This is a genomic window from Streptomyces sp. NPDC059875 (assembly GCF_042731085.1).
Classification (GTDB): domain Bacteria; phylum Actinomycetota; class Actinomycetes; order Streptomycetales; family Streptomycetaceae; genus Streptomyces.
Genome location: NZ_JBHWJZ010000004.1, coordinates 35,210 through 59,298, shown reverse-complemented (window position 1 = coordinate 59,298; position 24,089 = coordinate 35,210). Strand labels below are relative to the sequence as shown.

Annotated in this window: 25 protein-coding genes and 1 tRNA gene; 11 read left to right on the top strand and 15 right to left on the bottom strand. The window is 67.0% G+C overall.

Going from position 1 to position 24,089, the window contains the following annotated elements; translation table 11 throughout:
• Position 1 precedes the first annotated feature (1 nt).
• The 3 genes from ACFV9D_RS06295 to ACFV9D_RS06285 all read left to right on the top strand — a co-directional run bounded on the left by ACFV9D_RS06295 (position 2) and on the right by ACFV9D_RS06285 (position 5,968).
• On the top strand, positions 2-3,202 hold the full coding sequence (locus ACFV9D_RS06295; protein ID WP_385141718.1) for a type I restriction endonuclease subunit R: 3,201 nt from the start codon (positions 2-4) through the stop codon (positions 3,200-3,202).
• Between the two features lie 175 nt (positions 3,203-3,377).
• Positions 3,378-3,992 carry a hypothetical protein gene (locus tag ACFV9D_RS06290; RefSeq protein WP_385141715.1) on the top strand — a complete coding sequence of 205 codons (615 nt, stop codon included), beginning with the start codon at positions 3,378-3,380 and terminating at the stop codon, positions 3,990-3,992.
• A gap of 386 nt (positions 3,993-4,378) precedes the next feature.
• A complete protein-coding gene (locus ACFV9D_RS06285; protein WP_385141712.1) occupies positions 4,379-5,968 on the top strand; it encodes a protein kinase in 1,590 nt (529 codons plus the stop codon).
• A gap of 188 nt (positions 5,969-6,156) precedes the next feature.
• On the opposite strand, the gene ACFV9D_RS06280 is transcribed toward ACFV9D_RS06285, so the two are convergent.
• Positions 6,157-6,507, bottom strand: coding sequence for a helix-turn-helix domain-containing protein (locus ACFV9D_RS06280; protein ID WP_385141709.1), 351 nt, complete (start codon positions 6,505-6,507; stop codon positions 6,157-6,159).
• Positions 6,508-6,994: 487 nt separating this feature from the next.
• On the opposite strand from ACFV9D_RS06280, the gene ACFV9D_RS06275 reads away from it, so the two are divergent.
• The 4 genes from ACFV9D_RS06275 (at position 6,995) to ACFV9D_RS06260 (ending at position 10,975) form a co-directional block, all read left to right on the top strand.
• Positions 6,995-8,038, top strand: a complete 1,044-nt coding sequence (locus ACFV9D_RS06275) for a hypothetical protein (RefSeq protein ID WP_385141706.1) — start codon at positions 6,995-6,997, stop codon at positions 8,036-8,038.
• A 241-nt stretch (positions 8,039-8,279) separates the two neighbouring features.
• Positions 8,280-9,209 carry a hypothetical protein gene (locus ACFV9D_RS06270; RefSeq protein WP_385141703.1) on the top strand — a complete coding sequence of 310 codons (930 nt, stop codon included), beginning with the start codon at positions 8,280-8,282 and terminating at the stop codon, positions 9,207-9,209.
• Complete coding sequence (locus ACFV9D_RS06265; RefSeq protein WP_385141700.1) at positions 9,206-10,711, top strand: hypothetical protein; 1,506 nt, start codon at positions 9,206-9,208, stop codon at positions 10,709-10,711. The genes ACFV9D_RS06270 and ACFV9D_RS06265 overlap by 4 nt, the downstream gene beginning before the upstream one ends.
• A gap of 191 nt (positions 10,712-10,902) precedes the next feature.
• Positions 10,903-10,975 (top strand) — tRNA-Arg (locus ACFV9D_RS06260).
• A gap of 71 nt (positions 10,976-11,046) precedes the next feature.
• Here the strand turns inward: ACFV9D_RS06260 and ACFV9D_RS06255 are convergent.
• The 10 genes from ACFV9D_RS06255 to ACFV9D_RS06210 all read right to left on the bottom strand — a co-directional run bounded on the left by ACFV9D_RS06255 (position 11,047) and on the right by ACFV9D_RS06210 (position 17,915).
• Entirely contained in the window at positions 11,047-12,198 is a 1,152-nt protein-coding gene (locus tag ACFV9D_RS06255; RefSeq protein ID WP_385141697.1) for a tyrosine-type recombinase/integrase, read from the bottom strand.
• A complete protein-coding gene (locus ACFV9D_RS06250; protein ID WP_385141694.1) occupies positions 12,198-12,386 on the bottom strand; it encodes a helix-turn-helix domain-containing protein in 189 nt (62 codons plus the stop codon). The genes ACFV9D_RS06255 and ACFV9D_RS06250 overlap by 1 nt, the downstream gene beginning before the upstream one ends.
• Complete coding sequence (gene repSA / locus ACFV9D_RS06245) at positions 12,383-13,771, bottom strand: replication initiator protein RepSA (RefSeq protein WP_385141691.1); 1,389 nt, start codon at positions 13,769-13,771, stop codon at positions 12,383-12,385. The genes ACFV9D_RS06250 and repSA overlap by 4 nt, the downstream gene beginning before the upstream one ends.
• A 90-nt stretch (positions 13,772-13,861) precedes the next feature.
• Positions 13,862-14,170 carry a SpdD-like protein gene (locus tag ACFV9D_RS06240; RefSeq protein ID WP_385141688.1) on the bottom strand — a complete coding sequence of 103 codons (309 nt, stop codon included), beginning with the start codon at positions 14,168-14,170 and terminating at the stop codon, positions 13,862-13,864.
• Positions 14,171-14,196: 26 nt separating this feature from the next.
• Complete coding sequence (locus ACFV9D_RS06235) at positions 14,197-14,355, bottom strand: hypothetical protein (protein WP_385141686.1); 159 nt, start codon at positions 14,353-14,355, stop codon at positions 14,197-14,199.
• Between the two features lie 13 nt (positions 14,356-14,368).
• Positions 14,369-14,563 (bottom strand): mobile element transfer protein, encoded by a 195-nt coding sequence (locus tag ACFV9D_RS06230; RefSeq protein ID WP_141298203.1) that lies wholly within the window; start codon positions 14,561-14,563, stop codon positions 14,369-14,371.
• A gap of 17 nt (positions 14,564-14,580) precedes the next feature.
• Positions 14,581-15,207: a DUF2637 domain-containing protein gene (locus ACFV9D_RS06225; RefSeq protein WP_385141683.1), complete on the bottom strand. Its 627-nt coding sequence runs from the start codon at positions 15,205-15,207 to the stop codon at positions 14,581-14,583.
• An 84-nt stretch (positions 15,208-15,291) separates the two neighbouring features.
• Positions 15,292-16,638 carry an FtsK/SpoIIIE domain-containing protein gene (locus ACFV9D_RS06220; protein WP_385141680.1) on the bottom strand — a complete coding sequence of 449 codons (1,347 nt, stop codon included), beginning with the start codon at positions 16,636-16,638 and terminating at the stop codon, positions 15,292-15,294.
• A gap of 2 nt (positions 16,639-16,640) precedes the next feature.
• On the bottom strand, positions 16,641-16,997 hold the full coding sequence (locus ACFV9D_RS06215) for a hypothetical protein (RefSeq protein ID WP_385141677.1): 357 nt from the start codon (positions 16,995-16,997) through the stop codon (positions 16,641-16,643).
• Between the two features lie 138 nt (positions 16,998-17,135).
• On the bottom strand, positions 17,136-17,915 hold the full coding sequence (locus ACFV9D_RS06210) for a GntR family transcriptional regulator (protein WP_385141675.1): 780 nt from the start codon (positions 17,913-17,915) through the stop codon (positions 17,136-17,138).
• Between the two features lie 18 nt (positions 17,916-17,933).
• Between ACFV9D_RS06210 and ACFV9D_RS06205 the strand changes: the two genes are divergently transcribed.
• From ACFV9D_RS06205 to ACFV9D_RS06195, 3 genes are all read left to right on the top strand, one after another.
• A complete protein-coding gene (locus tag ACFV9D_RS06205) occupies positions 17,934-18,404 on the top strand; it encodes an NUDIX hydrolase (RefSeq protein ID WP_385141673.1) in 471 nt (156 codons plus the stop codon).
• Positions 18,401-18,757, top strand: coding sequence for a hypothetical protein (locus ACFV9D_RS06200; protein ID WP_385141670.1), 357 nt, complete (start codon positions 18,401-18,403; stop codon positions 18,755-18,757). Before ACFV9D_RS06205 ends, ACFV9D_RS06200 begins: the two co-directional genes overlap by 4 nt.
• Before the next feature lie 172 nt (positions 18,758-18,929).
• Positions 18,930-19,346, top strand: coding sequence for a hypothetical protein (locus tag ACFV9D_RS06195; RefSeq protein WP_385141668.1), 417 nt, complete (start codon positions 18,930-18,932; stop codon positions 19,344-19,346).
• Positions 19,347-19,785: 439 nt separating this feature from the next.
• Here ACFV9D_RS06195 and ACFV9D_RS06190 read toward each other — a convergent pair whose 3' ends face one another.
• Positions 19,786-20,103: a DUF6221 family protein gene (locus ACFV9D_RS06190; RefSeq protein ID WP_385141665.1), complete on the bottom strand. Its 318-nt coding sequence runs from the start codon at positions 20,101-20,103 to the stop codon at positions 19,786-19,788.
• Positions 20,104-20,259: 156 nt separating this feature from the next.
• Entirely contained in the window at positions 20,260-20,529 is a 270-nt protein-coding gene (locus ACFV9D_RS06185) for a YrhB domain-containing protein (protein WP_385141662.1), read from the bottom strand.
• A 61-nt stretch (positions 20,530-20,590) separates the two neighbouring features.
• On the opposite strand from ACFV9D_RS06185, the gene ACFV9D_RS06180 reads away from it, so the two are divergent.
• Positions 20,591-21,361 (top strand): transposase, encoded by a 771-nt coding sequence (locus ACFV9D_RS06180; protein ID WP_385141659.1) that lies wholly within the window; start codon positions 20,591-20,593, stop codon positions 21,359-21,361.
• 65 nt (positions 21,362-21,426) lie between these two features.
• On the opposite strand, the gene ACFV9D_RS06175 is transcribed toward ACFV9D_RS06180, so the two are convergent.
• Together ACFV9D_RS06175 and ACFV9D_RS06170 are read right to left on the bottom strand one after the other, a co-directional pair.
• Entirely contained in the window at positions 21,427-22,923 is a 1,497-nt protein-coding gene (locus tag ACFV9D_RS06175) for a DUF262 domain-containing protein (protein WP_385141656.1), read from the bottom strand.
• 213 nt (positions 22,924-23,136) lie between these two features.
• Entirely contained in the window at positions 23,137-24,054 is a 918-nt protein-coding gene (locus ACFV9D_RS06170; RefSeq protein ID WP_385141653.1) for a restriction endonuclease, read from the bottom strand.
• Positions 24,055-24,089: the final 35 nt, after the last annotated feature.

The window sequence follows — 24,089 nt, the reverse complement described above, 5'->3', positions numbered from 1 at the left end:
CATGAGCCCCATCCACACGGAGTCCGCCTTCGGTGATGCCATCGTCGCCGCCATGGTCGAGCGCGGCTGGCGCGAGGCGCGGCCGCAGGACTACCGGGCCGATCTCGGCTTGGACACCAACGAGTTGTTCACCTTCATCGGGGCGACCCAGCCCGATGAGTGGGACGACCTCGTCACCCATCAGTACGGCAGTGATCCGAACGAGGCTCAGCGTGGGTTCGCCAAGCGCCTCGACCAGGCCATCGCCACTGATGGGCTCCTTGATGTCCTCCGCAACGGCGTCAGGGTCCTCGGCACGCGCATCCGCGTCGCGTACTTCAAGCCGAACCTCGTCGCCCACGACTCCGTCCTCGACGGCTACCGGGCCAACCGCCTCACCGTCGTCCGGGAACTCGAGTACGCGACGAAGCAGGCCGACTGGGGCAACCGGCTCGACCTCACCCTCTTCCTCAACGGAATCCCCGTCGCTACGGCCGAGTTGAAGAACCCGCTGACCAAGCAAGGAGTGGAGCAGGCCAAAGGGCAGTACCGCACCGACCGCGACCCCACCGAGCTGATCTTCACGCGCCGCGTCGTCGCGAACTTCGCCGTCGACCCGGACCTGGTCTTCGTCGCCACTCAGCTCAAGGGCAAGAACACCCGCTTCCTGCCGTTCAACACCGGATCCAACGGCCCCGGTCAGCCCGGCGGGGCCGGCAACCCCACCCCCACCGCCTACGGCACGTACGCGACCTCCTACCTCTGGGAGCAGGTCTGGCAGCCGGACAACTGGTTGGACCTGCTCCAGCGGTTCGTGCACCTGCACAAGAGCAAGACATCCGGCGGCGGCACCACCAAGACGATGGTCTTCCCCCGGTTCCAGCAGTGGGACGCGGTCAAGAAGCTCACGGCGCACGCCGCAACGCACGGCGCGGGCCACGACTACCTGGTCATGGCCTCGGCCGGCTCCGGCAAGTCGAACACCATCGGCTGGCTCGCGCACCGCCTCAGCGACCTGCACACCCCGACCGACCCGCGCGAACTCGACCCCGAGGCCATCGCCAAGGGCCTCAAGCCGGGCGTGCCGGTGTTCGACAAGGTCATCGTCATCACCGACCGCCGCAACCTGGACGCCCAGCTCCGCGAAACGGTCGGCAACTTCGAGCAGACCGCGGGCCTCGTCGTGAAGATCGACGAGAAGTACGGAGCGAAGGGCGAGCAGCTCGCCAAGGCGCTCTCCCGCGACACCGGGAAGATCGTCACCGTCACCCTGCACTCCTTCCCGGCGCTGCTGGACTACCTCCAGCGCAACCCCACCGAGATCCAGGGCAGCAGCTTCGCAATCATCGTGGACGAGGCGCACTCCTCGCAGTCCGGTGACGCCGCCACCGCCGTACGGTCCGCGCTACGCGACCTCGGCCTGGACTCCGACTCGGACGACGCGGGCGCGACTACCGTCAAGACCGACGCCGCCACTCTCGACGAGCAGCTCAAGAAGAGGGCCGAGCAGCGTTCCCGCGCCGCGAACCTCTCCTACTTCGCGTTCACCGCGACGCCGAAGGCCAAGACCCTCGAACTCTTCGGGACGCTCCAGGACATCGACGGCAAGGCGGCCTACCGGCCCTTCCACACGTACTCCATGCGGCAGGCGATCGAAGAGGGCTTCATCCTCGACCCGCTGCGGAACTACGTCACGTACAACACGTACTGGAAGCTGGTGAACCAGAACCCCGACGAGCGGGAGGTCGACCCGTCGAAGGCGAACGGCCTGCTCGCCCGGTACGCGCTCACCCATGACTCGACTGTCGCCCAGCACGCCCAGGTGATCGTGGAGCACTTCGTGGCGCACAGCCGGGGCCGTCTCGGCGGTCGGGCCAAGTCCATGGTGGTGACCGCGTCCCGGCAGTCCGCCGTGCAGATGGCGCGCGCGATCAAGAGCTACATCAAGGACCGGGACTACGACACCAAGTACCCCGACCTTGGCGTCCTCGTCGCGTTCTCCGGCTCTCTCACCCTCGACGGCGAGGAGACCACCGAGCCGAAGGAGAACGGCGGGCTGTCGGAGAGCGCGCTGCCGAAGGCGTTCGCGTACACGCGTGCCGACGACAAGGCCGCCCGGGCCGGCGGTGCGGGCCAGCGCGAGTACCGAATTCTGGTCGTGGCGGAGAAGTACCAGACCGGCTTCGACCAGCCGCTGCTGACGACGATGTACGTCAACAAGTCACTGACCGGCATCTCCGCCGTCCAGACCCTGTCCCGGCTGAACCGGACCGCCGAGCGCAAGACCCAGGCGGACCTGGCGGTCCTGGACTTCGTCAATGACGCCAACGACATACAGGACGCCTTCCGCCCGTATTTCGAGGAGGCGAACACCCTCCCCTCCGACCCCAACCTGCTCTACACCGCACAGAGCCGGGTCATGCAGGCGGCGATCTTGTCCGGGCAGGAGATGGACGAGTTCGCCGCCGCGTACTTCACCGCCAAGGAGAAGGCCGCGGGCTCGCAGTCCAAGTGGGAGAAGCTGCACGCCGAGCTGTACCGGCTGCTCTCCCCCGCCGTCGCCCGCTTCACGCCTCTGCTCGAGAGCGAGGACACGGATGACCAGGAGGCCGCGGAGGATTTCCGCGCCGCCCTCAACGACTACGTCAGGAAGTACGGCTTCCTCGCGCAGATCGTCCCGTACCAGGACGCCGAGTTGGAGCGACTGCACCTCTACGGCCGCTACCTCCTCAACCGGCTGCCGCGCCGGGCAGACGGCGGCGTGGACATCGGCGAGATCGACCTCAGCCACATGCGGGTGGAGAAGACCGGCGAGTACGACGTCTCTCTCACCTCCGAGGGGCCGACGACGATGCAGGGCTTCGGCGACGGCTCGGGCGGTGCCAAGGAAGCGGAGAAGTCGCTGCTCTCGCAGTTGATCGACAAGTTCAACGAGCGCTTCGGCACCGAGTTCACCGAGCAGGACGTCATCCGGCCGTTCGAGGAGGCCAAGGCCGACCCGAAGGTGCGGGCGGCGGCCGTCGTCAACGACGAGGAGAACTTCGGCCTCGTCTTCGACAACGTCTTCGCGGACAAGATGGCCGACCACATCGACACCATTGCGGGCATGGGCCGCCAGTACTTCGGCCCCGACAAGGGCTTCAAGTCCAGTCTGGACCGTAGTGCCCGCAAGGCCGCCTGGCGGATGATCCGCCGCGAGGAGGGTCTGGACGACGACATCTGATGTGTACGCCCCGGCCGGAAGTGCCGGCCGGGGCGACCTGCTGGAGCGGCGCAACGCTCCTTGACGATGTGGCAAGGGATCATCCGCTGCCATTTTGCAGCGGATCGGGAGGGGGAAAATAATGGGCCACGCGGGGGACGAGCTCGAAGAGTCTCGACTTCAGAAGGCTGTCGAGATGATCGCCATTACACCGGAGGCGGCCACTGAGCTCGTAGGCGGGTACCGTGCGACTTTCGAGGCCAAGTTCAAGCGGGAGCCCGAGAGCCTGGAGGACAAGCGCCGGATCGCGGCCAAGATAATCGGCCGGTACTCCAAACTTTCGGCAGTCACCGGGGCGGTCACCGCAGCCCCGAGTGTGATTCCAGGGGTCGGGACGGCGGTCGCCGTCCTGGGCGGCGGTATCACTGATATCGCCGCGGCACTCAAGCTCCAGATCGACATGTGCATGTGCCTGGTCGAGGTCTACGAGACCGAGATGAGCGATGAGGACAAGAAGCACCTCGCCTTCGTGCTCGCGTTGGCAGGTTCCGTAGAACAGATGGCGTCAAAGGGCGGCAAGGCAGCGGTCATGAAGATCGCCGAGAAGTTGGTCTATCAGTACCTGCGAGGGCCGGCCTTGGTCACGATCAAGCAGTTGTTCAAGCGGGTGTCGATCACTTTCACCCAGAAGGCAATGGCCAAGGCGATTCCCGCCGGCGTAGGTGTCGCCTTCAGCAGCTCAACCAACTACGTCCTGACGACGGTGGTGGGCAAGGTCGCCGTCGCCGTCCTGGCAAAAGATGTGAAGTAGCTACGCTGCATCGGATTCGGCACTGCCGACTCAGCTGCCAGACCGTACTGCAGCCGCACGTGACGACCTGCCGGAGCGGCAGGTCTTGTGAGGGCGTTGGAGCGTCTGATCCGGCGGTGGGTCCCCGATTCTTCGGAGCGGGGACGGTGTTTCCGTCTCGGCCAACCGAGCAAAACGTGGGGCCCAGCCGCCGGTGCGACCGGGCTCCACAGGGTGGGGCGCAGTACGCCCTGCCGGCGGGAGGCCGACCGGCCGCCGTACTCTCCTGCCCGGGGTCATCCACCGCGACCAAGCCCCTATCGCACCAGGCCGCTGGACGGCAGATCAACGCAGCGGCCACACTTGACCCCTGACCGTGACTGTTCATCACGCACACCGGGGGCAAGGTGCCGCAGGAGGCGATCTCCGACCGTTACGAACTCCTGGAGGAGCTCAGCCATGGCGGCATGGGCGACGTGTGGCGCGGCTACGACGCCGTGCTCGACCGGCCCGTCGCCGTGAAGCTCATCCGGCAGGCATCAGTCACCTCTCCGCAACTGGCCGAGGAGTTCGCCAAGCGCTTCCGCCGCGAGGCCCGCATCACCGCGCGCATCCAGCACCCCGGTGTGCCGCAGGTGTACGACGCGGTGCTCGACGCGTCGTACGAGCGGCTGTTCCTGGTGATGGAACTAGTCGACGGTGTACCGCTGTCCGCCTACCTGGACCCAGGCCGGCCGCTACCGGTCAGCTGGGCGGCCGCCGTCGCTGCACAGGTTGCGACCGTGCTGTCGTACGCGCACGACGTCCCGGTGATTCACCGAGACCTCAAGCCGGGCAACATCCTCGTCGCACGCGACGGCACCGTGAAGGTCCTCGACTTCGGCATCGCTGCGATCCTGCGCACCGACGTCACCAAACTGACCGCCACCGGCAGCCCCATCGGCACCCACCAGTACATGTCACCCGAGCAGGTTCGCGGCAGCCGCATCACCCCGCAGACCGATCTGTACGCGCTGGGCTGCGTGCTGCACGAACTCCTGAGTGGCAAAACCGCGTTCGAGGCGGAGAGCGAGTACCTGCTGATGTACCAGCACGTCAACGCCGCCCCCACCCCGCTACGACAGCTGCGGCCCGACGTCCCCGAGGCGCTGGAGGAGCTGGTCCTGCACCTGCTGCGCAAGGCGCCCGAGGCACGGCCCGCCGACACGCAGGAGGTGTATGCGCGACTGCTGCCGTTCCTCCCGCCTCCGGGCCAGGAACCCGGCACGACTGGCGCCGGGCCGGCTGGCGCGCCCGACCCGACGGGCGTGTTCCGTCGCCCTTACGCGCCCCGTGCCCGCGCCCAGGCGCTCGCACCTGATGGTTTGCCGCCCACGGCCGTCCTCCCGGGGGGCCAGCCGGTGCCCGTTCCGGCCCAACTGCGCGAGGACATCAAGGAGGCGTACGCCCAGTCCGACGCCCTGTTGGAGGAGGAGCGGTTCGCTCAGGCCGCCGAGGTGCTCGGCGAGATCATCGAACCCGCAGCCCTCGCCCTCGGCTCCGAGAGCAAGGCCGTGCTGGCGCTGCGCCGCCAGCGAGCGGCAATCCGCCTCCTCGGCGGCGACTACCGGGCTGCCCTGCCCGAGTTCGAGGCTCTTGCCGACGCCTACGCCCGCATCACCGGACCCACCGGCGAGCAGTGCCGTGCCTGCCGCGCCCAGGCGGCCCGGTGCCGCGCCGAACTGGGCCAGGTCACCGACGCGCTCGCCGCGCTCCAGGGCGTGCTGAACGTCGTGCGGGCCGTCGACAGTGACGTGAGCGAGGAAGCGGTGGAGCTGCGGCACAACATCGGGATGCTGCTGCTCGCCCAGGGCCGAGCCGCCGAAGCCCGGCAGGTCCTCGAACCGCTCCATCAGGACATGTGCATGGTGTTCGGCCCCGACGACGAGATGACCGTCGAGATTGCCGCGGCGCTGGCCCTGATCCGCCTGGACCTCGACGGCGACGCTGCCAGGTAACCCGCTCGTACACCTCGCAGGCCGGCTGGAGTCACTGAAGCAGGCCAAGGCCCCGCACATCCGCACCATCCATATCGCCCAGGGGTCCAGCTCCGCGACGACCGCCTTCGAGCCGCTGGCCGCCGACTGCCACATTCCTCAGGCGTTCCCGCGGCGTGCGGCCGTCAATCGAGGCCTGGCGACCTCGCTCACCCCACGCTGTCCGGTGCGCTCGAACCTTCGGCGGGTGTCCCTTCCACCTCATCGTTGTAGCCCTCTGGAGCCTCGCCGGCGGCAGGGATGCGCCACTGCACGTGATCGGGCCACAAAATCACACCGAGAGCACCTTCCAAGTCGATCACGGTGAGCGTGTCGGCCCAGACCGTGCCGTTCAGAACGTTGGCGATCACCTGTCGATTGACCCCGCTCCTGCGGGCGAGGGCATTGGCGCTCAGCCCTTGGTTATACATCGCCTGGGCGAGTTTCCTAGCGATGGCCTGTGCGACGAGGGCGCCACGGTGCGGCTCCATCATGGCATGCGGCCATTCGCCGCCGACCACGTATGTGTTCGGCCTCTGCGCACGTCTCGTTCCTCCAGGCACCTGACAAGTGTGACGGAAGGGCGCTCGGAATGCGGACCCACCTCACCCATGCTACTGATATAGCACCCCTGGAGGAGCGGGTCCGGAAAGGAATCTCTAGTGATCTTTCGTGAGCGACCGAGCTGCGTCTCGCACTCGGGGCGGCCGCTTCAAGCGGCCTATCCACACGCGGCGCAGATGGGACACAAACCCCACCGCCAGCGCTGGCGTGGATCAAGTTATTAGCGTCACGCCTCACCCCCTACAGCATCACCGAGCTGCACCATGACGACGTCGTCAGAGGCGCCACCTGGCGAGCGAAGCCGCTGACATGCCAGCGCAGCTCAACTCCAGCCGCTGGCAGTCGTGTTGCTTGGCAACAAGATCCATAGTTCACCTGCGCCAGGCGCCGACCGTGTTCTACGCTGCGCACGCGCCAACTCTCGCACGGCCCCTGGAGGACGCCTTGGCCAGCAAAGGTCACCACTCGGCACAGGCCGAGCCGGCGAAACCGCTGCCTCACCCTCGCGTGCCTGCGTCGACGTACTGCGACCTGATCCCCACAGCAGGGAGGTTCACCGAGCAGTTCCACGTCAGAGCGCTGGATGAGGCAACTGACATCGGTCCGTGGCGGATCGGGATCTCCATGAAGTTCCTGACCGACTGTGGTCTGGTCGAGAAGATCTCCGCTCGGGGCATCTACAGGCCATCACTGAGCGCTCAGGAGATCGCCCGCGCCTGGGCAAGCGGCCGGGCAGAGGGGCTGAGCGCCCTCCGCACGGACTGGCAGAAACTGTGGTTCGTACGATCCGCACGAGAGCGTCTCGAGCAGGGATCCGCACCCCGGGTCGCACTCAGGCTGAAGTTCCTTCGGCAGGTACGAACTCGTGGTCATGAAAAGGCGGTCGACCGTCTCCTCGATCTGATGGTCGCGACGGGCTTTCTCATCGAGGAGCCCGACGGTCTCATCCGGTGGTACGAGCACGTTGCCCCTGCCTCAGGCAGCACCGCAGCGTCCGAGGAGCCCACCGCGCAGACGAGTCCAGGGCAATCCTTCACGACCGAAAAGCCTCAGACAGGCGAGCCGACTGGCGACGCCGGATTCTCGTGTTCTTCGGACCCCGACGCCGAGACCCCTCGCCGTTCAGACAAGGACGAGCCAACCGTCCCCGGTCCTCGCAGAGAAGGCGATTCCGACCCCCGCCTGGGCCCCGACGTAGATGTCGAGAAGCTGCTCTCGGCACACCTCGGCATGGGCGAGGCATGGCACATGAATCCCGACGAGGCCGCCGCCCTGCATGACCACGTGACCGGACTGGTCACTGTGTTGTCTGCGGTGAGCGCTCGCGCGCAGACGAGCGAGGCTCCCCTGAAGGCCGAACTCCTCGTCCCGTTGTGGCCACTGGGTGCCATCGCGGCGATGGACCGTGGCGAATGGCTCGACACCCATCGGCTGATCAAGCAGCTGGGTTCCGCCGCGCCGCTGCGAAAGGAGTCCATGAACAACTGAGAACTGGGTCCGGAGGCGCTCATTCCTTGGCCGGTTCGGCGCCTCCGGACCCCCACCGAAAACCCACCACTTCCCCGCGGGCAAAGAGCCCACGAGAGAGGGGGCTTTGGCGTGCCCTCACACAAGGCGAGAGCCACCAGTCACCGTAGCGCGACTGAGCCGCGCACCCCACACGTTTCGTCGAATCCAGTGATCATGACCGCTGCCCAGCGGCGCTCCGACGAGCCAGCGGGAGGGGGCCATGCCTAGGATCACCCTCCGCTCGGCCTTCCTCCGCGTCGTACGCGAATGGGACACGGCGGTCCGGCAAGGGCGCCTGAGCGCCCAGACCGCCGAGTCCTACATCAAGGTCGGCGAGCGCCTGCTGCGGTTCACCGCGCCCCAGGGCGTCACTCGGCTGGACGACATCACAGACGCCGTCGCGCAGACCTTCGTGGACGCACCAGGACACGACCGGCAAGGGCGACTGATCGCGACCCCCGCTGACAGCACGCGCCGCGTCCGCAAGTCGGGCGTCGACGCCCTGTTCGCGGAGGCCCGGCACCTCGGCCTGACGACGAAAGCCCCGCTGCTCGACCTTCCGCCGATCCCACGGTCCGCGCCCCAGCCCGCCGGAGCGCTCACCGACCGCGACATCGAAGCGCTACGGTTCCACGCCGAACGCGGCATGCCCCAGACTCGGCACGCCACCGTCCTCGGCCTGCTGCTCTCCGGCCTGCATACCGGCGAGATCGGCTACACCACCGTCAGCGACCTCGATCTCCCTCACGCCCGGGTCTGGGCCTGCGGCACCACTCACACCACAGCCCGCTACTGCCCGCTCGACGACGACTGGAGCATCAGAGTCCTGCGCCTTCGCGCCGACTGCATCATCAAGAGCTCAAGCGCGGACGGCTCCGGAACCCTCGCCACCATCGCCGGCTCACCCGCCTACCGGCGCCAGGCCAGCGTGTGCACCGCCTTTGGCGAAACTGTCCGCAGCGGCGGCATCACAGCTGAGGGACGCTCGGCGGCCCCGCGTGACGTCTCGAGCTGGCTCGCCGCGAAGATCTTCGAGCAGACTGGTCAGATCGCCGACGTCGCTCTCCGCTTCGGCCTGTCCTCCCTCGATGGCGCAGCCCGGCTGGCCGGCTACCAGTGGCGACCTTCCGCAGAGGAGGCCGACACGTGAGCCCGTCCACCAGCGCCCCGCGCAAACTCAAGAAGGCCACCAAGGCCAAGAAGAAGCCCGACTGGATCCTTGGTCCCACACCTCGGGACATCTTCAGCCCGGCCAGCTTCGATCTTGAGCCCAAGGGTCCCGAAGCACGGAACATCCCGGAGATCGAACGGCTGGAGCTCGTCGTCGCCAACCCCGCCCTGTACGAGGTGGCCACCGCCGTCCTCCCCCGAAAGGAGCCGGGAACACGCGGACGCACCCCCCACTATCCGCCCTACGTCTTCCTCATCTACGTCTGCGCCATCTCTGTCTTCAACACGGCCCGCTCCACCGAAGCAAACCTCCAGCACAGGACGATCTGGGCAATCGTCCGCGCAGGAGTACGCCGGTGCCTGGGCGATGAGGAGGCCGACTCCCTCCCCGAAACCGGCCCTCAGCGCCATCACTGGCTGCAATACCGGCACAAAATGCTCGACGCCCTCCCTCAGCTCCGTGAAGCTTCCCGGGACGCCTGGATCCAGCAGGCGATCGCTCTCGGCTACCTGTCAGAGGAGAGACCCCGCGGCTGTTGGCTGCGCCCCGACCGTAGCCAGGTGATCAACGGCGACGCCACCGTCGTCAGACCCCCTTCGGACCAGACCGAGGAGTTCACCCGCGACGAGAAAACCGGCGAGATGCGACGGCGCAGAGTCGATCCGGACGCCGGAATCCAGATCGAAGGTGGCGACAGGGCCGTCTACGGAAAGAAGATCGTCTCCTTCTCAGTACGCCTGCCGGAGAGAGCTCACAGCCGAATCATCCTGAACGCCGACGGCGCCCGCCACCGGTCTCCGGAAGAGGACCCTGACAGAGAGGAGGAGGCCAGCACGGCCCTGCGCCTCGCCCACGAAATCCTCGACCGCGCGCCAGGTGTCATCGCCGCCGTGTTCGACACCGCCTGGCGCGGAACCCACCGGGCTGGGCTCGTCGCCCGCGGAATCGTCGTATACACACCACAGCACGACGGAATCAGCCCCAGACCGCTGAACAAGTACCGCTATGACCACTGCATCCACGACGTCTACGCGGCAGCGGGCCGGTCATGCGAACGGCGCATCTCTGTCGACGGGCAGACCATCTACACGCCGCTCCCCGTCCGAGAGCTCCCGGTACGCCCCGGAGTGAACAGCTACCGCTTCTACCACGCAGTCGAAATTCCCTGCAGGAACGGACCACACATCGAGCTGATCCCCGTCTACGAGACGAAGGAAGACAGGACACTCGACCCCAGAACCAAGCGACCAAAGTTCAACCGCTGCGAGCACCTCCGCCAGATCCCGCCGAACACCGACCTCGGGGACCGCCTCAAGGGATTCCGCCAGGACAGCGAGTCCACCAACTGCACCCTCGACTACTCCCACTGGGACAAGCGCCTGCCGGCCTACGGCGCCCCCGGAGCTCTGCTCATCTACCTCGGCTTCGCCTGGATGATCAACTCCATCACCCTCGGCACCGTGGGTGAGCCACGCAGGTGACCCGCCAGCTGACCGGCGGCCGGCCAGCCGTCCATCCGGCGCTGGGCGGGTAACCCCCTCGCCTGCGTACCCCCACCCGCTACACTGACGGCGGCGCGCCAGTCCGCTGGCGCACCGCTGGATCAGTGGACCGATGTGTCCGAGATCGCGGCTTCCGCCGCAATTTCCTGCACATTTTCCTACAGATCCCGGCCTTCGTAGCTCAGGGGATAGAGCACCGCTCTCCTAAAGCGGGTGTCGCAGGTTCGAATCCTGCCGGGGGCACATGGGGAAAGGCCACCTACCGATCTTGGTAGGTGGCCTTTGACATCTACTTCTGACATCAACGGCGGCGGTCACTCACGGCCAGGCCGCCTCTTGAGCAGCCGATCCATGTGGCTGATGGCCTCGCGCTGCGTGTCCTGGACGACGTGCGTGTACACGTCCATGGTGATGCTGATCTGGCTGTGTCCGAGGATCTCCATGACGACGCGGGGAGCGACCCCGGCCGCGGTGAGCAGGGTCGCGCAGCCGTGCCGGGCGTCGTGCAGCCGGATGACGCGGAGGCCGGCGGAGTCGGCGACGCGGGTGAAGGAGCGGTACACGTTGCGCGGCTCGACGGGCCGACCGCTGGCCGTGGTGAAGACGTAGCCCCCCTCCCGCCACTTCTCCCCCGCGCTGATCCGCTGGCGTTCCTGCCGCATCCGGTGCCAGCGGAGGGGCGCGATGCACATGGCGGGCAGGGGTACGGCTCGCCGACGGCGCCCCTTGGGATCGTCGTCATACAGGACCCCGCGTCGGCGCTGGGTCTGCTGCCGTACGTAGAGGACGCGGTTCTCCACGTCCACGTCCGCCCAGCGGAGCCCGACCAGCTCACCTCGCCGAAGCCCCATGGCAATGGCGAGGACGAAGGCCGCGTACAGCGGGTCCCGACGGGCGGCGGCGAGGAAGTCGAGCGTCTCGTCCAGCGACCAGGGACTCAGCTCGCGCGTCTTGGCACGGGGCGGCTCGACGAGGGTGGCCACGTTGCGCGTGATCAGCTCCTCGCGACACGCGGCGGTGAGGGCGGTCCGCAGGACGCGGTGGGACTCCTTGGCCGTGGCAGCGGTGGTCTTCTTCTCCAGCTGGACAAGAAAGCGCCGGACGTCGGCGACGCTCAGGGACTCCAGCCGCTTGGAGCCGACCATCGGGACGAGGTACAGGCGGACATGCGCCTCGTACTTGTCGTACGTGCTGAGCTTCCGACGCGGCTTGATGACGTTGTCCAACCAGTACGGCAGCCACTCGGAGAGCTTCGCCGAACGGGTCGGCACGGGGATACCGCTGTCGGCCTTGTCGAGGAGTACGCGCCGCTTGGCATCGCACTCCGCCCAGGTCTTGCCGTAGGCGAACTTGCGGGCGCGGGTGCCGTCCGGCTGGAGGACGTAAACGGCGGCCTGATAGCGGCCGTCCTTCCGCTGGGTGATGGTGCCGGCGCCGTTCGGGTTGCGCTTGCGCTGGGTGACCATCAGGCGGCCTCACCGATCGCGTCGGCGATGAAGTCCCGTACGGCGACGGCCGGTACACGACGAGCACGGCCGACGGTGATCGAGGTCAGGCGGCGCGAACGGATGAGGTCGTAGACGGTGGAGCGTCCAAGCTTGAGCTTCGCCATGACCTCGGGCACGGTCAGCAGTTCGTCGGTGACAGTCGTCATGCCGCAGCTCCTTCCAGGGTGAGTTGGTCGCGCAAGGCTTGGCGGGCGGTCTCTCGGTTCAGCCGGATGTCACGGGCGATGGTGGCGGCGAGGGCGGCCTCGCCGGGGGTGTGGCCATGACCGGCGTACTGCCAGGAGGCGAGGACGAGCACCGTGTCCAGGTCTGCCTCGTGGGCGTCGCGCTCCTGGGCGGCGCGGTAGTCGGCGCGGATCTGGCGGAGGGCCCCGAGGGTGGTGGAGTAGCGGCGGGACTTGGTGGAGAAGTGACCTCGGAAGCCCAGCATGTGGGCCCAGGCGGCGAGCTTGCGGTCCGGGTAGAGCGGGGCGAGGTCGAGGCAGGCCTCGATGAGGCGGCGGGGGTGGTCGGGCACGTCCAGGAGGTCGAGCACTTCGCGGTTGCCGATCCGGCGGTCGAGGCTGCCGGTGCTCTCGGCTGCCTTGGTGGCGTACTTGGCGACGTACGCGGCCACGGCCTGCTCGGTGATGTCGGAGCCGTCGCCGAACGCCTCGACCGGGCGGATGTCGAGCTGGCGGCCCCACTGGAACCGTCGGCGCGGCTGGTCCCCGGCGGCGGGGACGGTGATAGTCGTGTAGGCGTGGACGGCGGAGGCGCGGATCGCGTCGTCGAGTAACTGCGCGGTGGCCCAGGACGGCGGCGCGCTGCCGGGGCCGTCCGGTCCGTCGAGGCGGATCACGGCGTGGAAGTGGATCGCGCCGCGCTTCTGGAACTCGGCGACCTTCCCGTACGACACCCGCAGCACGTCTCGCAGTTCGCGTTGGGTGAGTCCGGCGCGGGCGGCGAGCTCGCGGCGCAGGCGGTTGGTGAAGCGCTGCCAGAGCTGTCCGGCGTGGTTGTTGAACAGGACGGCCCCGGCGTAGTCGTACGACTCGGGGTCGAGCGCCGTGCCCAGGGCGGGGTCGTTCTCCGGGTGACGGGTACCGCAGCGGCAGGTGCCGCAGTCGGGCCGATTGTGCACGGGCCCGAAGGACGGGGCGGTGAGGGTGGCGAAGACCCGGGGGTGATCGCGGACGGTCGTGGGGATGTCCTTGGACACGTCGCCGGCCAGGCCCGCGCGGATTAGGTGGTAGGTGTCCCCGGCGTACGTGTGCGCGCAGGAGGGGCAGCGAGAGGCGCGGCGATTCCCGCAGGCGACGCGGAGGCGTCCACCGGGCTCGGCGTCCGTGGAGTAGCGCCGCAGGGTCTCGCCGGACGTGTGGTCCTTGGCGAGCGACCAGCCGGTCAGGTGGACGGGGTCGGAGCAGCCGCCGGTGCGGTGCACCTGATCCTTCCAGCGGTCGAAGTCGGGGTCGGCGGCCACCCGGAGGACGTCGTTCAGGGTGGCCGGGTCCAGGCCCGCCGCCGTGGCGGCGGTGCGCTGATCCATGATGGGTGTTCCTTCCGGTTGAGAGATCGGAGAGGGGTACGGCTCCCGGGCGGCGGATGCTTGGCGGTATCGAGGCCGCCCGGGGGCCGGTCAGCGGCGCTTGGTCGAGGACGCCATCAGTGAGCGGACGACGAGGGCGCAGACGGCGACCGAGGCGGCGGTGACGGCGGTCGCGAGGAGCATCGAAACCAGGACCGTTCCGACGACCAGGACCACGGCAGTACCGGCACCGATGATGGCGAGTGCGGTTCCGGGGGTGATCTGGACGGTGGGCCGGGACGGCGGGGCGGCCGGGACCGAGGCCTGGTGCGCCGGCTGGATCGCGGTCGGCTGGACGACGGCGGGCGGGGTGACGAGGCCGGTCGGCGTCGGCATGGTCGGGATCTTCGGTCGGAGCATGAGGTGGTTCTCCCTTCCAGGTCAGGTCACTTGGAGATGGCGGTGTCGATGACAGGGGCCAGCAGGCTGTCGGCGAGGAGGAAGCCGCCGAGGAGGATCACGGCGACGAGCCACCAGGGCGGGCGGATCAGCTTGATGCCGAGAACGCCGACAACGATCAGGGCGAGCCAGAGCGGGACGTCCACGAGCGGTATCCGTTCAGTCGGTGATGCGGCAGCGGTGAGTCCGGGCCGCGAGCTGCGCGGCCGACGAGCTGGAGTAGTCGGAGGACCAGCCGCAGCGGTCGGCGGTGCAGACGGCGGCGTACTTGGTGCGGCCGTGACGGTCGCGGTGGGTCCCGATCTGCACGGGGCCGATGCGCATCACGGAGTGGAAGTGGTCGCGAGGGGACATGGCGTTCTCCGTTCTGATCAAGCGAGTTGGGCGGCGATGGCATCAGCCATGGGCGCGGGGACGCCGAGTCGGGCGCGCAGGGTGTCGGTGTCGATGGAATGGCCGGTGCGGGAGTGGTGGTCGGCGGCGACCTTGCGGGCGTGCTCGACGAGCGCGGCCGGGACGGTGATGGCGGGTGGGATCTCGCGTATCTGCTGGGCGGGCTCGGGCTCGGGCTCGGCAACGGCGTCGGGCTCAGAGGCGTACTCCGACTCGACGGGCTCCGGGTCTGGCTCGACGGTCGGAACCGAGGAGTGAGCGAGGAGCGTGCCACCGAGGAACGCGACCGCGGGCCACCCAGCGACCCCGAAGCGGAGCCAGGCGGGCGGATCGGCGAGGTCGAGGAATCCGGCGGTGGCGACGTTCGCGCCGAGCGAGGCGAACAGGGAGACCAGGAACCAGCACCAGGCCAGCCGGGACGAGCCGTCCGAGCGGAGCCGGCGCCAGGCGGCGACCAGGAGCAGGTCGACGGAGACGGGGTAGGCCCACGCCTTCCATCCGGTCTGTCCGGCAGCGGCGGCCAGGTCGTGCAGGTGGGCGAAGGACAGTGCACCGGCGATCAGGGCTTGGACCAGCACGGCGTCGACGCGGAGCTTGCTGGTCATGCGATTACCTCCTTACAGGCGTTTTGGGCATGGCGGGGTAGGGACGTGGCGCGACGCGGTCACGCCGACCGGAGGCTGGGGAGTTCAGGCTGTCGCCGGGGCCGGGATCTTGGCGAGGTCCACCGGCGGCTCGACTGCGGGCCGGAAGGCGGCGAGGCCGGGTAGGTCCGGGGTGAGGTCCGCATGCTTGTTGCAGGCATTCACAGCCGTGCGGAGCGAGATGTGCGGCGTACGAATGCGGGACCAGCCGCCGGAGGCGTCGCCGGTGATCGCGAGGCCGGGAGACTCGACGGGGATCTGGACGGTGGCGAGGACGGCGTCCGGAGCGATGTCACCGAAGGCCATGTTGGCGCTGGTCTCGTCGTTGACGCGGTGGGCGGTGCGGACGCTGAGCTGGGCGCGGAGCATCGTGATGCCCTTGCCGAGCTCGGAGCCGAAACGCTGACCGCAGATTTCGAGGTAGATGCCGGCCGCGCGGCCGAGTTGGGCGAGCCGGGCCAAGGCGGTGATGACTCGGTCCCGACGTTTCTCCTCGTCCTTCGTGGCGAACAGAGCGAGTTCGGCGACCTCATCGACGAGGACCACGATGGGCACCGGACGCAGGTGGTCGGGCAGGTCCCAGATATCGGCCGCGATCTCGGCGTCCGGGGTGTCGGCGGTGATGCGCTGCTCGGTCCGTATGAGCTGGTAGACCCCTTCCATGTGCGCAAGCAGCGCGTCGAGCAGGTCAGCGGCGGAGTCGGGGTTGTCGGCGAGGGCGGAGAAACGACGCGCCAGGGGGAACAGCTCGACGCCTTGCTTGCAGTCGATTCCCACCAAGGCCACGTGCTGGGAGGCGAGTTCAGCGACCAGATTGCGTTGGTAGACGGACTTCCCGGATTTGGTCGCGCCGATCGTGAGGGCGTGCGGGGAGGTGCGGTAGTCGCGGTAGTGGACGGCTCCGTCCTCGCGTAGTGCGACCGGCACCCGCATCGGCGTGCGCTTCGCATTGGCCGGCAGCCGGACCAGCTTGAGCACGTCGTAACCGGTCATCCGCAGTTCGACCACGCCGGAGCGGATCTCCCGCGAGGTGACTCCGTACATTCCGAACGAGTGCCGGAGTCGGTCGCACGAGGCCGCGACGTCGAAGGCGTCCTGGCCGGGGCGGAGCCCCAGTCGTAAGACAAGACCGGTGCGGGTGGGCCGGAGCCGCAGGATGCGCGGGGCCCGCGGTTCAGGTGCAGGCCGATTGGCCATCCGGGCGATGGCCAGACGCCAGCGGGGCGGAGGGACGGTCAGCCCGCAGGCGTCCATGACCGACCTGTACCGGACCAGAACCCGGAACGTGGCCAGCGTGACGCCGAAGGTCTGCCAGTACCAGGCGGGCCGCCGCCAACGCAGAAGGACTGCGAGAGCGGCGAGCAGCACGACGGAGGCGATCAACCACCGCATGATCAGGCGGCCTTCGTGTTCGTCGCGCTACCGACCAGGGAGGTCACCGCGACAGCCCGGAAGGCGATGCCGTGGCGGCGCTGGCCGTTGAACTCGTTCTCCCACGGCCGGGCAACCAGGCCCGTGACCGCGACCGGGGTCCCCATGACCAGATCGGCGGAAACACCGGTCTCCGGGACGGTCACGGTAAGGATCTCCACCTCGCCGTTCGCCGCGAACATCACGCCCACGGTCGACAGCGCGGCACCGGTCTCGGCGTCCATGGCGCGCTCGCCGGTACGGCGGTCCTTCACCTTGGGCTGCGGGGACTGGGCAACCATCACGGAGGCTGCGGAGGTGTCGACAGGGATCTGACGCACAGAGATTACTCCTCTAGAAGTGCTGGACTCCGGCACTCATGTACATGAGTGACATGAAGAAGAGTGCACCACTCCTATATATGAGTCAACCCGCCCGGACGAAGAAGTCCTGGCGGGTTGAAGAGAGTTGAGCGTGCGTCAGTCTGCGGCGGGGATGCGGTACTCGAAGACGAACTGGTCAGCGGCCATGAGGGTGTCGCAGACCTCGACCACGCGACCGGCCTTGGTGACAGCGTTCCGCAGCAGGTGGATCACCGGGGCCCCGGGGCTCAGGGCGAGTTCGGACGCTTCCGCCTTCGCGGCCGGCCGGGCTTGCAGCGTCTCCACGAACTCAGTGAAGACGTGCCCGTCGTCCTCCAAGCGGGCGTAGATGCCGCCGGGGCCAGGGTTCTCGGAGAACAGCTCAGGGATGTCCTTCACGACGTCCCACGGAAGGTACGAGGTAGCAGTCTCGACAGGAACGCCATTACGGAAGTACAGACGGCGCCGCGCGAGAATCTGAGTCCCCACCTCGACATCGAGCCGCTCGGCGATGTCATCCGGAGCTTCTACCGGACCGATATAGAGGACGCTCACCTTGGCAGTGGCACCGGACTGGGCCGACTCGGCGAGGTAGGCAGCCTTGCCGCCCCGGCGGTGCGAGGCCCGAAACCGATCCGAGGAGCGCAGCCGCACGGGCGGCCGGTCCTTCACGATCGACCCCTTGCCGTGCCGCGTCTCCACGAGGCCACTGGCACGGACCTCGACCATCGCCTTACGGATTGTCCCGCCGGCGACGCCGTAACGCTCCACGAGCTCGGACTCACTCGGCACCAGGTCTCCGGGCTTCAGGACACCGGCCTGGATCTGCTGCACGATCTCCTCGGCGATCTGGGCGTACCGAGGTACGGCCCTGCCACCTCCTGCGGTCGTTCCCATAGTCCTTCTCACTCTCCTATGCTCCTGTACATGAGTAACGGGAGCGCGGGAACAAAGTCAACGCCACTGCATTCGGTGTCGGTGGCGGGAGCCGTCGTACGCGAGGACGGCCGCCTCCTGGCAATCCGCCGAGCGGACAACGGAACTTGGGAACTCCCAGGCGGCGTGCTCGAACTCACCGAGTCCCCCGAAGAGGGCGTAGCCCGCGAGGTCTGGGAAGAGACCGGCATCCGCGTCGAGGTCGACGAGCTGACCGGCGTCTACAAGAACACCACCCGCGGCATCGTCGCCTTGGTCTTCCGCTGCAAGCCCTCAGGCGGCACGGAACGAACCTCCACCGAGTCGACCGCGGTCGAGTGGCTCACCCCGGAAGAGATCACCGAGCGCATGACCGAGGTCTACGCGATCCGCCTCCTCGACGCCCTGGACGGCGCGGGCCCCCACGTCCGCAGCCATGACGGCCGACACCTTCTGGAGAAGTCCGCATGACGCAGCCGAAGCAACTGAACGAGTTCGAGAACGTCTACGACTTCCTGGACCAGGTCCGCCTCCGCCCCGGCATTTGGGTCCGCAGCCGCTCCCTGGCCCACCTGGACTCCATGCTCGCCGGCTACAGAGTGGCCATGGCGGTGCACGACGCCAAAGAGGAGTTCCCCTTCTGGACCCCAGGCGACGTGTCTCCCTTCGCCGCCTGGCTCTGCGAACGCAACGGCCGTGCAAGCTCCCTGGGTTGGTCAACAGAGATCGACCGCGAAGCCGAAGCCACCGGCACCCCAGCCATCGAGTTGTTCTTCACCCTGCTCGACCAGTTCCAAGCCGAGCGCCAAAAGCCAGCGCGGTAAGAGTTTCCCTACTTCATCAAGACCCGCGCACGGCGCGGGAGCGCGCCGCCTTTACGGCGGGGCCGCCGCCACTGTCTTCGCCAGCGGCGGCCCCGCCCGGCGGCGCGCCACGTGCAGCGGGCAGGCGAGAAACAACCTCCAACTTGAACCCATGCGCGGGCAAGCTTGCCCCATGGAGACCCCGGCAGCGCCTACAGCCTTCCGTGTCACGTTCAGCGACTACCACCAAGACCCGAACGACAGCGACGTCCTCCGCCGAGCGGCAACCATCCACGCCGACCGGCTCACCTTCGACGGCGATCACGTCGCCCTCTGGCTGACCGGAACCGAAGTCGGCCGCTTCCCGCTCGATATCATCGAGTCGATACACCCAGAGGCCGCACCGAGCAGACAGCGGGAATCGCCGGAAGAACTCCGTGCCCGCTACCCCAAGATGGGCCACGCTTGGACGCAGGAAGATGACACACACCTCCTCGCCCTGTACCAGCGAGGAGAGCGGGACCTCAAAGCCCTGGGGAAGCAGTTCGACCGCAAGCCCAGCGCCATCAGGTCACGCCTTGCGAAACTCGGTCTGGAAAGTCTCAGCTGACGCCGGCGAAGCGCAGCGCGGTAGGGAAGCCGCGGGTCACAGATGATGCCTCCGGCGGGGGCGCTCAGGCTCCGGGATGGTGGGGGCGCCGTACGCGGGTGCCGGCCCGTGGGGTGTAGAGGTGGAGGCTCCCATCCCGTCTGCCATCGACCCAGGCAGAGCCGAGCAGACACGGGTCCTGGCGTCCAGGTCGTTCGTACAGTGGCGCGCTCCACCTGGACGCCAGGACCCGTGTCTGCTCCACGGTGTGTGGGTCGACGGCAGACGGGATGGGAGCTAGGGCGGACTGTGGGAAGGGGCCGACGGGCCACCCCTGACAGATCCAGCCCACCACTTCATCGACCTAAGGGCTGTCCCGTAACTGTGGCGCGTGACCCGTCTCAACGAAGTTTGACCGGCTTGGGTCAGCCCTCGGGTTCAGCTGGCGGAGTCGACGGTGTCAGGCCGGCTCGTCGTCGGTAGGGGCCCACTCTTCGCGGTATCCCGGGCGATTGGAGTAGGCGGTTGCTGCGAGGACCCGCAGCGACCAGTCGATGCTGTGGCTGTCGTGGTCCTGGGTACCGGCGTGTTCCGGGTCGCGCCAGGCGGCGAGCAAGTCGCGGCGCATGGCGATGGTGCGGGCCGGTGAGTAGAGCGCGGCAAGCGGGTTGTCGGGGGACAGGCCTTCGGGAAGCCATGACATGGGTGGCTGGTCTGCGGCTGCCACTTCGTCGGCGTCGATCTGCTCGTGCAGCCAGGTGATCAGTTCGGCAGTCATACCCTGCATGATCTCCCATGCCGATTGCGGTGTGTCGCTCAGATCCCGCCCGCGACGCCGTCGACTCCGTCAGCTGAACCCGAGAGCTGACCAAGCCGGTCAAACTTCGTTGAGACGCCGTCAAAGTTCGTTGAGACGGGTCAGTGCGGACAGCCGTCAGGTGCTCGGGTTCCTCCACAGATGCCGCTCGTCCAGGGTCCCGAATCGCACGTCTCCACGCGCAAGGTCGACGAGGATGGGCCAGCAGTCCAGCAGCTGCTCTCTCACATCACGCGAGGCGAGGTACTGCACGGAGTTGTAGGGCACGATCAGGAGTCCGTTGCTCTCACGGACCCGCTCTGCGTCGATGGCGAGAGGCGGCTCGTCATCGCGCTGGCTGTGGGCGAGAAACGCCACCGCGAGTTGCAGGGCTTCGTCCTGCTCCATCATCCGTCTCCAGTCCGTCGGCTCGACGAAGGCACCCTAACCGGCCTGGGATGATCTTGGTGTGGCTGGTGTGATCACGGCGTCGGAACCGTCCTGGATAGCCCCGTTCTCCGGGCTCAGCCCCCGCGCCTTCGGGAAACTGGTGACGGTTCTGCGACGCGAGGGTGCGGACACGGTCCGCAAAGGCCGACCGTGGAGTCTTCCGCTGGAGGACCGCGCTCTGCTGGTCGCGGCGTACTGGCGCACGAACCTCACGATGCGGCAGCTCGCGCCGCTGTTCGGGGTGTCGAAGTCGGCGGCGGACCGCATCATCGACCACCTCGGGCCGATGTTCGCTCTCCAGCCCCGCAAGCGGTTCGCCAAGGACGCCGTGCTCATCGTGGACGGCACCCTGGTCCCCACCCGGGACCACACCATCGCGGAGCGGTCCAAGAACTACCGGTACTCCACCAACCACCAGGTCGTCATCGACGCCGACACACAGCTGGTCGTCGTGGTCGGCCGGCCGCTGGCCGGGAACCGCAACGACTGCAAGGCGTGGGACGAGTCCGGCGCCAAGGCCGCCGTCGGCAAGACCCTCACGATCGCCGACGGCGGATACCCGGGCACTGGACTGGTCATCCCGCACCGCCGGCAGCGCGGTCAGATTGAACTGCCGGAGTGGAAAGAGGAACACAATCGGTCCCACAAGCAGGTCCGGGCCCGGGTCGAGCACGTCTTCGCCCGCATGAAGACCTGGAAGATCCTCCGCGACTGCCGCCTCAAGGGCGACGGCGTCCACCACGCCATGCTCGGCATCGCCCGGATGCACAACCTCGCCCGCGCCGGATAGGGAAGTGGGCCGCATGGCGGCCCACCATGCCTGAGACAACCAGAAGATCATTTACGGGACAGCCCTTAGTGGGAACCTTCAGTGCCAAGCTCCCCCACATCCAGGGCATCCAGATCGGTGGCGATGGCTCGGAGTAGCGCTGCCTGGACAAGAGGGAAATGCTCGGGTGCGAGCGTGGAAGGAGACGTTTCTCCGGAGGCGTAGCGAGCGAACGCCTGACCAATTTTCCGCTTCTTGCGGGCGACCTCCCCCGGCTTTCCGTGATCGACGTCATGCTGGAGGCCGGTGCGCAGAAGGTTCACATCGGTGAAGGAGAGGGGAATCTTTCCTTCGAGTCGTTTCCCGGGGCCTTCGCGAAATACGAAGTAGAGCTCTCCGATGAACTTTGAGTACCCTTCGAAGTCCTCGATAGGCTCGCGGATCGAGGTCATCGCGGTAAAGGTTCTGTTAGTCGCCTTGAAGAGGTCGGATCCGTATTCTGCAGAATGCTGTTCATTCTTCAGTGAGACGAGTGAGCTGATCCGGTGGCCGAGGTTATCGATCTCGGTGCTGATGGCGATGGAGGCGGAATCCTTCAACGTCAGGATGCTCATCCATACGGGGTCTGAGATGAGCAGCTTCCGCATGAGGATCTCGTGCCGATCCTTCGCTCCGGACTTAACGTTTGCAGAGAGCGTGCGCTGATAATCCAGATACGAGGTGTCCGTCGCCTTGGTCCCCAGTTCGTTCTGCTTGGCCAGCTGTGTGATGAAGTCCTTGAAGAAGGAGTGCAGTCGGTCCTCGGTCCCTGCCGACCGGCCACTTGCCACGATCACGGCTGCCAAGGTGATGAATGACTGGATGGTGCTCCTGTTGCGCAGAACGGAGCTCTTCTCAGGGAAGCAGCGATTGAGGTAGTCGAGCGTGCCGAGGAGTCGTGTGGCTACCTGGGATTCCCCTGAGAAGTTACTCTGTGATTCCGCCAGCGCCTTAAGTTCGTCATGTCGAAGGCTTACGCCAAATCCCTCGATTTCCAGCGCAAGGGATTTGAGGGACATGTCGAAGTATGCTTTTCGCGTATTGGCGCTTGCTACCTTTTCGGTGAAGAACGAGTGCGTTGCCAACTTGCGGGCGAAGGTCGTCAGGTTGCTGTTTACCGAATTGAGCCTCTCGGCCGCGGTGAGGGCCTTTCCTGCCTGGAGTCGCTGAAAGAACTCCTGGATGTCATCGTCGGTCGCTTCGGTGATCTCGTCGTACTGGATTTCGAAATCATCGAAGTCGTCGGTAACTGATTCGGGCAGTGTCTTGTATGTAGCCCCCCCGAAGCGCTCAGCGGTTTCATCCGACAGTTGCAGCTTATTTTCCTGAAACTCCCAGATTGTAGCGAGCCGCTGCTGCCCGTCCACTACGTCGAACTCGTCGGGATCGCTCGACGTCTTAGCGAAGTAGAACTTGGGGAGCTTCCAGCCGTTCAGGATGGAATCGATGAGCAGCCGCTTCTGTTGAAGGGACCAAACTTCATCGCGCTGCCAGTCGGGGATATCGTAGCGCCCTCGACGCTTGAATACTTTGTCGAGCGCCATGGAGCGCGGCTCCATTTTCATTTACTCTCCCCGCCTGTAAGGCTGCTGCCAGCCAGCGCGATAGTTTCGATGGTGGATCGTAGTGATCTGCGCTGGTTCCTGCATGTTGATTTGCGAAGTTGAGGCGCGGTCGCGCGGGTGGTGATAGTCGATTTGCGACCTTGCGTGATGCATCTTGACTGTACGGACGCGCGAAGGGTCGTGGGCGCGAAGTCACTTACCTGTAGTGGAGGTTGTCAACGTGTATCCGTCGCCCGATGGCCATGTGACCGCTACTGCAACGTCTGCGCACAGGTCGAGGAGGTCTTGTCGTGGGCGGGACGGGACAAGGATCGCCAGGGAGGGGCGGGGCGCGATGTGGCGGCGGTAGTCGAGGAGCTGTCCGAGCGCCATTCGGATCGCCTCGCGGGTGACGGACCCCTTTGCCTCCGTCAGGGTGTTCGTGGTGCGGTCGAAGACGTCCGTGTAGAGCGGCTTCAGTTCGCCGGCCGGCGTGATGCGCTTCCGAGTGACCTCGTGGCCCAGCAGGCGGAGGTGCTCGACGTAGTCACGGACGAGCGCGGCCTCTCGGCGTTCGGCTTCGTATGGTTCCCGCGCCGGGTCGACGAGTGTGCGTTCGGTGTGGTGCTGCTCGACATCCACGTCGTCCACCATGAGCGCCTTGGGAGGGGTGTGGGGGAGCTGGATGCCGACCGCGGGGGCGGCGTCGACCGGCTTGAGCCGGAACATGATTACGCTCCGGATCGGGCCGTCACCGGTCTCGGGCGCGTCCGTGAGGTACCAGGGATTCTCGTCCGGCAGGACGAACTCGCCCATGTACTCGCAGACGCCGGACGAGATGCCGCGGAAGAGGCGGAGCGCGCGACCCTCTTCCTTGTGCTTGAGGATCGCGAGGTTGCCCTGGGTCATCTTCTGGTCGCCCACCTGCCCCTCGCCGGCGTAGTGGTAGCAGTCGTCCTCACCCCAGCCGTCGAAGTAGCCGTGCTTGTGCCCCTTGGACGGGTCAGTGAAGACCAGCACGTTGTCAGTGACCCGCGAGGGGCCGATGCCGCCCTGGCGGCGCCCACCGTAGACCTCGTGGATCTCGACCCGCTTGAGCCGCTTGCCGACCTCGATGTTCCAGTCCGCCATGCTTCACCCCGTTTTTTTAGGCTAGATCTGAGGGG